The sequence below is a fragment of the Streptomyces sp. NPDC058864 genome (assembly GCF_042742985.1).
Taxonomy (GTDB): domain Bacteria; phylum Actinomycetota; class Actinomycetes; order Streptomycetales; family Streptomycetaceae; genus Actinacidiphila.
Map to the genome: position 1 here is coordinate 350,692 of NZ_JBHYMQ010000002.1, position 8,084 is coordinate 358,775.

Here is an 8,084-nt window from a genome sequence, read left to right on the forward strand (position 1 = left end):
ACAATGGGGGACGTGAACAGGGGAATCTCCGGGGCCAACCTGCCCGCGCTGCGCAGCCACAACGCCGCCCTCGTGCTGGGTCTGCTGCGGGCGGCGACGGCCGGCGGGGGCACCGGCATCAGCCGACTGGAACTGGCCGAGCGCACCGGGCTCACCCCGCAGGCCGTCAGCAAGATCACCGCGCGGCTGCGGGCCGACGGCCTGGTCGACGAGGCGGGACGCGGCGCCCCCACCGGCGGCAAGCCGCGCACCCTGCTGCGGCTTGCGCGCCGCGCCCGGTACGCCGCCGGGGTGCACCTGGACCGCGACGAGCTGACGGTGGTGCTCGCCGACCTGGCGGGCGGCGTGGTGGACGCCAGGACCGCCCCGCTGGACCTCGGCCGCCCGGCCGGGGAGGTGCTGGAGGCGGTGGCGGGACTGGTCCGGGAGACCGTCGGCGCGACGCCCGGCGCGGACGGGGCGGTGCTGGGCGCCGGGCTCGCCTGCCCGGGCCCGCTCGACCACGCCACAGGGGTGCTGCACCGCGTCACGGGCCTGCCGGGATGGGACGGCTACCCGCTGCGCGAGGCGCTGGCCGAACGCCTCGGGCTGCCGGTCGTACTGGACAAGGACACCAACGCGGCGGCGCTCGCCGTGCTCGCACCCGGCGCCGGTGGCGAGGCCGGAACGGGGGCGGGCGCGACCGGGGCGGGCGCGACCGGGGCGGGCGCCGGGGACTCCTTCGGCTATCTGCACCTGGGGACCGGGCTCGGCGCGGGCCTCGTGCTGGACGGCACCCTGCACCGCGGCTCCCGCACCGGCGCCGGGGAGTTCGGCCACCAGGCGGTCGCCCCGGACGGCCCGGTGTGCGCCTGCGGCAACCGGGGCTGCCTGGAGGCACTGTGCCTGGCCGCCGTCGGCCGCGGCGACACGGCGGGGGCCGCACGGCTGCTCGGCGTCGGTGCCGCCAACCTGGTCTCCCTCCTGGACATCGACCGGGTCGTGCTCGGCGGCCGTACCGTACTGGCGGACCCCGCCCTGTTCGCGCGCGAGGTGGCAGCCGCCATGGACCCGCGCACCCTGCGTGCGGCCGGCCGCACGGTGCCGGTCACCGTCGCCCCGGCCGGGCGGCGCGTGGTCGCGGAGGGGGCCGCGCTGCTGGCGCTGGCGCCGCTCTTCGGCCAGACGGCGGCGGGCTGACCGCCCGTACGGGTGCGGGGGCGGACCGGAGCCGCGTCGTGCGGTGTTATCAGCGGATGACCGTGAGAGCTTCGCTGCCCATGAGGTGGTGCAGCGCTCTGGCCGTCGCGGCGGCCGCGGTCACGGCGGCGGCCCCCCAGGCCTGCGCGGAGGACTTCCCGGTGACCGCCCGGCTGCTGGGCGGCCCCCACACCTACGCGGCGGGGGCCGGGCCCCGGGAGTTCCGGGTGGAACTGGAGAACACGTCCCGCGGCGAGCTGCGCGAGGTCCACCCGGTCCTCGTCTTCGTCGATCGCGGACGCAAACTGACGGCTGATCAGATCCGGCTGGAGTACCGGGCGGCGGCCTCCGCCGCGGGAGCCGGGAACGCGCGGGACCGCTCGTGGCGGCCGGTGGCCGTCGAGCGCACGGACAACGACGAGAACATCGCCGTGGTGGGCGGCAAGAACGGTCCCGGCACCACGCTGCCCTCGCGCCGGACGGTGGCGATCGCGCTGCGCCTGCGCTTCACGGCGGCGACGCCCGCAGGGCCGGTCACGGCGTCGGCCACGATCATGGAGCGCCGCGGCCGCGACGGCGACTGGGTCGGCGAGTCCGCCGGCTACGACTTCGACGTCGCACCCTCCCGGGACGCCACCGCGGGGCCGCAGTCCCCGCGCCCGGGCCGGACCGGCGAGGAGGGGCGGCCGGACGGCGGCCGGGGCGGCGACGGGGGAACCGGCGCGGGACCGGAAGAGGAACCGGGCGTGCGGCCGGGCGGGTCACCGGTGCCCGGTCCTTCCACGGGCAGCGGCCCGGGAAGCGGACCGGGCACCGGCCCGGGGACGGACCCCGGGACCGGACCCGTCCCGGGCAAGGGCGGCGAGACGGACCCGGGTACCGCGCCGGGCGCCGCCGCCCCGGGCCTCGCCGCCACCGGCGACCCGCACCGGGCGCCCGCGCTGATGCTGACGGGCGCCGGGGTGCTCATGGTCATGGGCGGCGCGGCCCTGAGGTTCAGCCGCCGAGGGTGAACCAGGTGGTGCGGGACTTCTGCCACTCGGGGTGGGTGAGGTCCTTGGCCTCCTTGCCGTCCCCGTACAGGTCGGCGGCACCGTTGTCGGTCATCAGCTGCGCCCGGGCACCGGTCGCCGTGAGGTCGGGGACCTCCACGACGGCCTCCCAGGCACCCGGGTCGGAGGTGGGCAGGTCGAGCAGCTTGACGGGAGCGCTGCCTGCGCTGCCGTCCCAGGAGTACAGGGCGTACGGGTCGCTGTTGTCGTCGGCGGCCCAGGAGCCGGCGAGGATCAGGTACTGCCCGGCGGCGTTGCGGCGGATGTCGCGGACGCTGAGGCCGCCCAGGTCGAGGGTGACCGGGGTGCCGAAGGTGGCGTGGACGGAGGTGTTGGGCTTGCCGCCGACCAGCTTGTCGAGGTTGGTGACCGGCACCAGCAGGGCCTTGCCGCCGGAGGCCGGGGGCACCAGCGGGGCGCGGAAGCCGATGTACGCGGTGCTGGTGGAGCCGGGGGCGAACTCCATGCCCTCGGCGTTGAAGCCGTCGATGGCCTTGGGTATCTCGCCGGAGGCGGCGCCCGCGGCGAAGCCGTACCGGTTGCCGTTGGCCTTGTCCCAGGCGATCAGGTCGGCGCGCAGACCCTCGTAGTAGCCGGAGACGGTCAGCTGGGTGTCGGCGCCGCTGCCGGTGACGGTGGTGGCGAAGAGCGTGGAGCGGTCGGCCTTGATCTCTCCGTCCTTGTTGTTGCCCATGGAGCCGGTCCAGTAGATGGTGTCGCCCGCCCGGGTGCCGGCCTCGATGTCGATCTCGGAGGAGGCACCGGCCTTGGAGCCGATGTCCCAGGTGCGCACGGGGGCGCCGGAGCCGTCGCGCCGGTACAGCCGCAGCACGTTGCTCTCGTCGTCGGCGACCACCATGTAGCCGCCGCCGACGTCCACGGCGGCGGAGGCGTCGCTGGAGCCGGTGGTGTACCGGGTGTCGGCGGCGTGGGTGACGGCGGCGGAGGCGGCGAAGTGCAGCGTCTTCGTGGCGGTCTTGCCTCCGAGGCCGGTCACCTTGACCGTCAGGTCGGCGTAGCCGCGGGCGCGGGGGGCGACCGTGAGGGTGCGGGTGCCCCCGGTGCCGCTGACCGTCACGTCGCCGGTGCCGGCGACCGAGGTCTTGGTGCTGGCGGAGGCGGCGACGGTGAGCGCCGAGGCGTCCGCGCCGCTCTGCGCGACGGTGACCGTGACGGCCGGGTCGCCGGTGGCGCCGACCGCGCCCGAGAGGTAGGAGGCCGACAGGGAGATCGTCGGGGTGCCGTACGTGGCGGCGCCCGCCGGGGTGCCGAGGAGCGGCACCATCGTGGCGGCGAGCACGGTGGCGACCGCGCCGGGGACGAAGGTGGCCGTGCGGGTGCGGGACAGCATCGGTGGACGCCCTTCCAAGATCGCTGCGGAAATGCGGAGAGAGCCTGCTCCGCCCTCGCCAACTCCCGCCGCCCACCGGGTGATCATCCGGTGAACGTCACCCGTCGCCGCGGCACCGCCCCCGGCAGTCGGCCACGGCCGGGGGCGGTGCCGTCGTCAGACGAGGTCGACGAGGTCCGCGATGGAGTCCACGACGGTGGTCGGCCGGTACGGGAAGCGGTCGATGTCGCCCGCCTTGGTCAGGCCGGTCAGCACAAGGAAGGTCTGCATCCCTGCCTCCAGGCCCGCCAGCACGTCGGTGTCCATGCGGTCGCCGATCATCGCGGAGGTCTCGGAGTGCGCGCCGATGGTGTTGAGGCCGGTGCGCATCATCAGCGGGTTGGGCTTGCCCACGAAGTACGGGTCCTTGCCCGTCGCCTTCGTGATCAGGGCGGCCACCGAGCCCGTGGCGGGCAGCGCCCCCTCCGGCGAGGGCCCGGTGTTGTCGGGGTTGGTGGCGATGAACCGGGAGCCGGCGTTGATCAGGCGGATGGCCTTGGTGAGGGCCTCGAAGGAGTAGGTCCGCGTCTCGCCCAGGATCACGAAGTCGGGCTCGTGGTCGGTCAGCACGTAGCCCGCGTCGTGCAGGGCGGTGGTGAGACCGGCCTCGCCGATGACGTACGCCGTCCCGCCGGGGTGCTGGTCGTCCAGGAAGCGGGCGGTGGCCAGTGCCGAGGTCCAGATGTTCTCCGCCGGCACGTCCAGGCCGATACGGCTGAGCCGTGCCGCCAGGTCGCGGGGGGTGTAGATCGAGTTGTTCGTCAGGACGAGGAACGGGCGGCCCGAGTCCCGCAGCCGCTTGATAAAGGCGTCCGCGCCGGGCACCGGGATGCCCTCGTGCATGAGGACGCCGTCCATGTCGGTGAGCCAGGATTCGATGGGCTTGCGCGCTGTCATGGCTGCGGACTCTAGTCCGGCCGGGTGACCTGTGCACATGCGCACGGCGTCCGCCCCGGGTTCGCCGGTCCGGGCGACCCCTGGACCCGTCCGGAGCACCACCGCATGCGAGGGCCCGCGCGGGAGGGGACCTTCGATAGACCGGGGCAGACCGATCCGACGACATGAGCCCGGGTGAGTGGAGGTTGTGATCATGGGCTCTGTCACGGGAACCGCCCGTGTTCCCCTGTGCGCCGTCGCCGCGGCGACGCTGATCGTGTTCTGCGGTCCGGCCGCCCTGGCCGACGACGGCTCGGACGACTCCCACGGGACCACGTTCCAGTTCGGCGGAGGAGGCGGCGGCGGGGGTGACGGGGACCAGGACGGCGGAGGCGGCAACCCCCTCCTGCAGTTCGGGACGAACGGCGACGACGACCGCCAGGACAACGGCCGGCAGAACAACAACGACGACGATGACGACGAGGACAACGGGCGTGACGATTCCGGCGGCGACAACGGCCGGCAGAACAGCAACGACAACGACGACGACCACGAGGACTCCGGACGCGACAACAGCGGCCGCGACGACTCCGGACGGGACGACTCCGGACGGGACGACGACACCCAAGAGGACAACGGACCCGGGAACGACAACGGCGGGGGCGTCGGCGACGGCGGGGTCGGTGGCGTAGGGGGCGTCGGCGGGGTCGGTGGCGTAGGAGGCGTAGGGGGCGTCGCCGCCGGCCCGGTGAGGATCACCCCCGGCACGGCCGGTCCCGGCGGTGACGTCGACGTCCGCACCGACCAGTGCGACCGCGCCAAGACCGGCACCGTCAACTCCTCCGCGTTCGTCACCCCGGTCACGCTCGCCCCGGCGAGCGACGGCGGGATGTACGCCTCCGCGGTGGTCCGTTCCGGGCTGACCCCGGGCTCCTACCGGGTCTCCATCACCTGCGACGGGAAGTCCCACGAGGGCACGCTGGAGGTCACCGAGGCCGCCTCCGGCTTCCCGTCCGCGCCCGTCCCCGCGGGTGGCGGAGCCATGGCGGGCCACCAGGCCGCGGCGGAGCAGCAGCCCGCGGGCGTGCCCGGCATCGTGGCGGCCGGCGTGCTGGCCGTGGCTGGGGCGGCGGGACTGGTCGTGCACCGCCGCCGCACCCGGGACTGACCCGGTGCAGGCACGTACCGTCGCGGCCCTCGCGGCCGCCGTGGTGCTCTCCGCGGCCTGGCTGAGGGGATACGTCCACCCGGGCCTGCCGGGCTCCGGGGTGGGCGCCCCCGCGCCCGCCGCGACCGCGGGGGCCGGTGCGGCGGGGCGGCCCGCCCAGGTCTACGCGGCGCACACGCCGCTGCCCCCGGCACGCCCGCTGCGGATCGACGTCCCCTCGGCCGGCATCCACGCCAAGCTGGTGGAGCGCGGGCTCACCGCCGACGGCGCGGTGGACCCGCCGCCGTTCAGCACACCGAACGTGGCGGGCTGGTACGGGCGCGGTCCCGCCCCCGGTGACGCGGGGGCGGCGCTGATCGTCGGGCACGTCGACACCCGCACCAAGGCGGCGGTCTTCTACGCCCTGAGCACGGTCACGCAGGGCGACCTGGTGGAGGTCACCCGCTCGGACGGCTCGGTCGCCGAGTTCGCGGTCGAGGGTGTGGAGATCGTCGACAAGCAGGGCTTCCGCCCCGACCGGGTGTACGGCTCGGGGGTCCGCCCCGAGCTGCGGCTGATCACCTGCGGCGGCACCTTCGACCACGCCACCCAGACCTACTCGGCGAACGTCGTCGTGTACGCGGCACTGACCGGCTCGCACACCCGCGCGTGAGGGCCGCGGGCACGACCGCCGCGGGCCGACGCCCGACGGGGCCTCAGACCCCCAGGTCGCGGATGAGCTTGGCGACGTGCCCGGTGGCCTTGACGTTGTACCAGGCGTGCTCGACCCTGCCCTGCTCGTCGACGACGACGGTGGAACGGATCACCCCGGTCACCACCTTGCCGTACAGCTTCTTCTCCCCGAAGGCGCCGTACGCGGTCAGCACCGACTTGTCGGGGTCGGCGAGCAGGGTGACCTTCAGGGACTCCTTCTCGCGGAACTTGGCCAGCTTCTCCGGCTTGTCCGGCGAGATCCCGATGACGTCGTAGCCGGCGCCCGCGAGCACGTCGAGGTTGTCGGTGAAGTCACAGGCCTGCTTGGTGCAGCCGGGCGTGAGGGCCGCCGGGTAGAAGTACACGATGACCTTGCGGCCCGCGTGTCCGGCGAGGGATACCTCGTTGCCGTCGGCGTCGGGAAGGGTGAAGGCGGGGGCGGTGTCGCCGGGCTGGAGGCGCTCGCTCATGGTGCAGTTCTCCGGTTCGGGGTGCCGACGGGCATCGGCACGGACGGGCTGACAGACTGTCTGCACGGTACCGGTCGACAAGGACGATGGAGGCGGAGCAGTGTCGGATGGCAGGAGCCCTGCTCAGATCGAGGCGGACATCGCCCTCAAGCGGCAGGCGCTGGCCGCCACGCTGGACGAGATCGCCGTGCGGGTGCACCCCAGCACGATCGCGGCGGACACCAAGGCGAAGGTCGCCTCCGCGGTGGACCGCACCGCGGGCCGCGCGTACGTGGCGGTGAACCGCGGCGTGACGGAGCTTCGGGGCCACTTCGTGTCGGAGGACGGCGCGCCCCGCGTGGAGCGCATCGTGCCGGTCGCGGTCGCGGCGGTGGCGCTGGTCGCCGTGGTGGCCGGGCTCTCACTGCGCCGGCGTCGCCGGTAACGTCGTACCTGTGAGTTCGAATACGCATGACAAGCTTCCCATCCGCATGCTGCACGACCGCGTGCTGGTGCGCTCCGACGTCCCCGAGGGCGAGCGGCGCTCCGGCGGCGGCATCCTGATCCCCGCCACGGCGGCCGTCGGCAAGCGGCTCGCCTGGGCCGAGGTGGTCGCGGTGGGACAGAACGTACGGACCGTGGAGGTCGGCGACCGGGTGCTCTTCGACCCGGAGGACCGGGCCGAGGTCGAGGTGCGCGGCACCGCGTACGTGCTGATGCGGGAGCGGGACCTGCACGCGGTGGCGGCGGAGCGGCTGCAGGGCTCGGAGGACTCCACCGGCCTCTACCTCTGATTTGTTATCGTCGGGTCCGTACCCTGACGAGACGCGCCGTACCAGGACCCATGCGAAGACGACGCACCCCTTGACCCCCCTGAGGATCGTGGAGGTGCCCGTCATGGCATGGGTCCTGTTGTGTGCCGCCGGCCTGCTCGAGGTCGGCTGGTCGGTCGGCATGAAGTACACCGACGGCTTCACCCGGCTGTGGCCCAGCGTCGGCACGGGGCTCGGCATCGTGGCGAGCATGCTGCTGCTGTCGTACGCGGCCAGGACGCTGCCGATCGGCACCGCCTACGGGGTGTGGGTCGGGATCGGCGCGGCCGGCGCGGCGGTGCTCGGCATCGTGGTGCTGGGCGAGCCCGCGACCGCCGCCCGGATCTTCTTCATCTGCCTGCTGCTGGTGTCCGTGGTCGGCCTGAAGGCGACCTCGGGGCACTGAGCGGCACCGGGCCGCCGCGCCAGGTACGGACCGGGCGCCGCCGGGCAAGTCCCCGGCGG

The 8,084-nt window shown here is 74.4% G+C and carries 10 protein-coding genes; 7 read left to right on the plus strand and 3 right to left on the minus strand.

The genetic code is table 11. From position 1 onward, the window contains the following. Nucleotides 1–3: 3 nt before the first annotated feature. Both ACFW3D_RS03185 and ACFW3D_RS03190 read left to right on the plus strand, forming a co-directional pair. Nucleotides 4–1,179 carry an ROK family transcriptional regulator gene (locus ACFW3D_RS03185; RefSeq protein WP_500500685.1) on the plus strand — a complete coding sequence of 392 codons (1,176 nt, stop codon included), beginning with the start codon at nucleotides 4–6 and terminating at the stop codon, nucleotides 1,177–1,179. 56 nt (nucleotides 1,180–1,235) lie between these two features. Next, entirely contained in the window at nucleotides 1,236–2,192 is a 957-nt protein-coding gene (locus tag ACFW3D_RS03190) for a hypothetical protein (protein ID WP_500500687.1), read from the plus strand. Here ACFW3D_RS03190 and ACFW3D_RS03195 read toward each other — a convergent pair. Both ACFW3D_RS03195 and ACFW3D_RS03200 read right to left on the minus strand, forming a co-directional pair. Next, nucleotides 2,176–3,582, minus strand: coding sequence for a hypothetical protein (locus ACFW3D_RS03195; protein WP_500500689.1), 1,407 nt, complete (start codon nucleotides 3,580–3,582; stop codon nucleotides 2,176–2,178). The two genes, ACFW3D_RS03190 and ACFW3D_RS03195, sit on opposite strands and share 17 nt — an antisense overlap. A gap of 156 nt (nucleotides 3,583–3,738) precedes the next feature. Then, on the minus strand, nucleotides 3,739–4,518 hold the full coding sequence (locus tag ACFW3D_RS03200) for an HAD-IIA family hydrolase (RefSeq protein WP_499512058.1): 780 nt from the start codon (nucleotides 4,516–4,518) through the stop codon (nucleotides 3,739–3,741). 193 nt (nucleotides 4,519–4,711) lie between these two features. Here ACFW3D_RS03200 and ACFW3D_RS03205 point away from each other — a divergent pair, with 193 nt between their 5' ends. Together ACFW3D_RS03205 and ACFW3D_RS03210 are read left to right on the plus strand one after the other, a co-directional pair. Next, complete coding sequence (locus tag ACFW3D_RS03205; RefSeq protein ID WP_500500690.1) at nucleotides 4,712–5,665, plus strand: hypothetical protein; 954 nt, start codon at nucleotides 4,712–4,714, stop codon at nucleotides 5,663–5,665. Nucleotides 5,666–5,669: 4 nt separating this feature from the next. Then, nucleotides 5,670–6,317 carry a class F sortase gene (locus ACFW3D_RS03210; protein WP_500500692.1) on the plus strand — a complete coding sequence of 216 codons (648 nt, stop codon included), beginning with the start codon at nucleotides 5,670–5,672 and terminating at the stop codon, nucleotides 6,315–6,317. Between the two features lie 43 nt (nucleotides 6,318–6,360). Here the strand turns inward: ACFW3D_RS03210 and bcp are convergent, their stop codons facing one another. Further along, nucleotides 6,361–6,828, minus strand: a complete 468-nt coding sequence (bcp, locus tag ACFW3D_RS03215; protein WP_500500694.1) for a thioredoxin-dependent thiol peroxidase — start codon at nucleotides 6,826–6,828, stop codon at nucleotides 6,361–6,363. A 100-nt stretch (nucleotides 6,829–6,928) separates the two neighbouring features. Between bcp and ACFW3D_RS03220 the strand changes: the two genes are divergently transcribed. The 3 genes from ACFW3D_RS03220 (at nucleotide 6,929) to ACFW3D_RS03230 (ending at nucleotide 8,025) form a co-directional block, all read left to right on the plus strand. Then, nucleotides 6,929–7,252, plus strand: coding sequence for a DUF3618 domain-containing protein (locus tag ACFW3D_RS03220; protein ID WP_500500696.1), 324 nt, complete (start codon nucleotides 6,929–6,931; stop codon nucleotides 7,250–7,252). Nucleotides 7,253–7,262: 10 nt separating this feature from the next. Further along, nucleotides 7,263–7,601: a GroES family chaperonin gene (locus ACFW3D_RS03225; protein ID WP_026251892.1), complete on the plus strand. Its 339-nt coding sequence runs from the start codon at nucleotides 7,263–7,265 to the stop codon at nucleotides 7,599–7,601. A 103-nt stretch (nucleotides 7,602–7,704) separates the two neighbouring features. Next, on the plus strand, nucleotides 7,705–8,025 hold the full coding sequence (locus tag ACFW3D_RS03230) for a DMT family transporter (protein WP_361002094.1): 321 nt from the start codon (nucleotides 7,705–7,707) through the stop codon (nucleotides 8,023–8,025). Nucleotides 8,026–8,084 lie beyond the last annotated feature (59 nt).

What these genes read in the sequence shown, in the direction of transcription:
- ACFW3D_RS03200 (WP_499512058.1), bottom strand. Translation starts at nt 4,518, where the DNA reads ATGACAGCGCGCAAGCCCATCGAATCCTGGCTCACCGACATGGACGGC.
- ACFW3D_RS03185 (WP_500500685.1), top strand. Translation starts at nt 4, where the DNA reads ATGGGGGACGTGAACAGGGGAATCTCCGGGGCCAACCTGCCCGCGCTG.
- ACFW3D_RS03205 (WP_500500690.1), top strand. Translation starts at nt 4,712, where the DNA reads ATGGGCTCTGTCACGGGAACCGCCCGTGTTCCCCTGTGCGCCGTCGCC.
- bcp (WP_500500694.1), bottom strand. Translation starts at nt 6,828, where the DNA reads ATGAGCGAGCGCCTCCAGCCCGGCGACACCGCCCCCGCCTTCACCCTT.
- ACFW3D_RS03230 (WP_361002094.1), top strand. Translation starts at nt 7,705, where the DNA reads ATGGCATGGGTCCTGTTGTGTGCCGCCGGCCTGCTCGAGGTCGGCTGG.
- ACFW3D_RS03195 (WP_500500689.1), bottom strand. Translation starts at nt 3,582, where the DNA reads ATGCTGTCCCGCACCCGCACGGCCACCTTCGTCCCCGGCGCGGTCGCC.
- ACFW3D_RS03190 (WP_500500687.1), top strand. Translation starts at nt 1,236, where the DNA reads ATGACCGTGAGAGCTTCGCTGCCCATGAGGTGGTGCAGCGCTCTGGCC.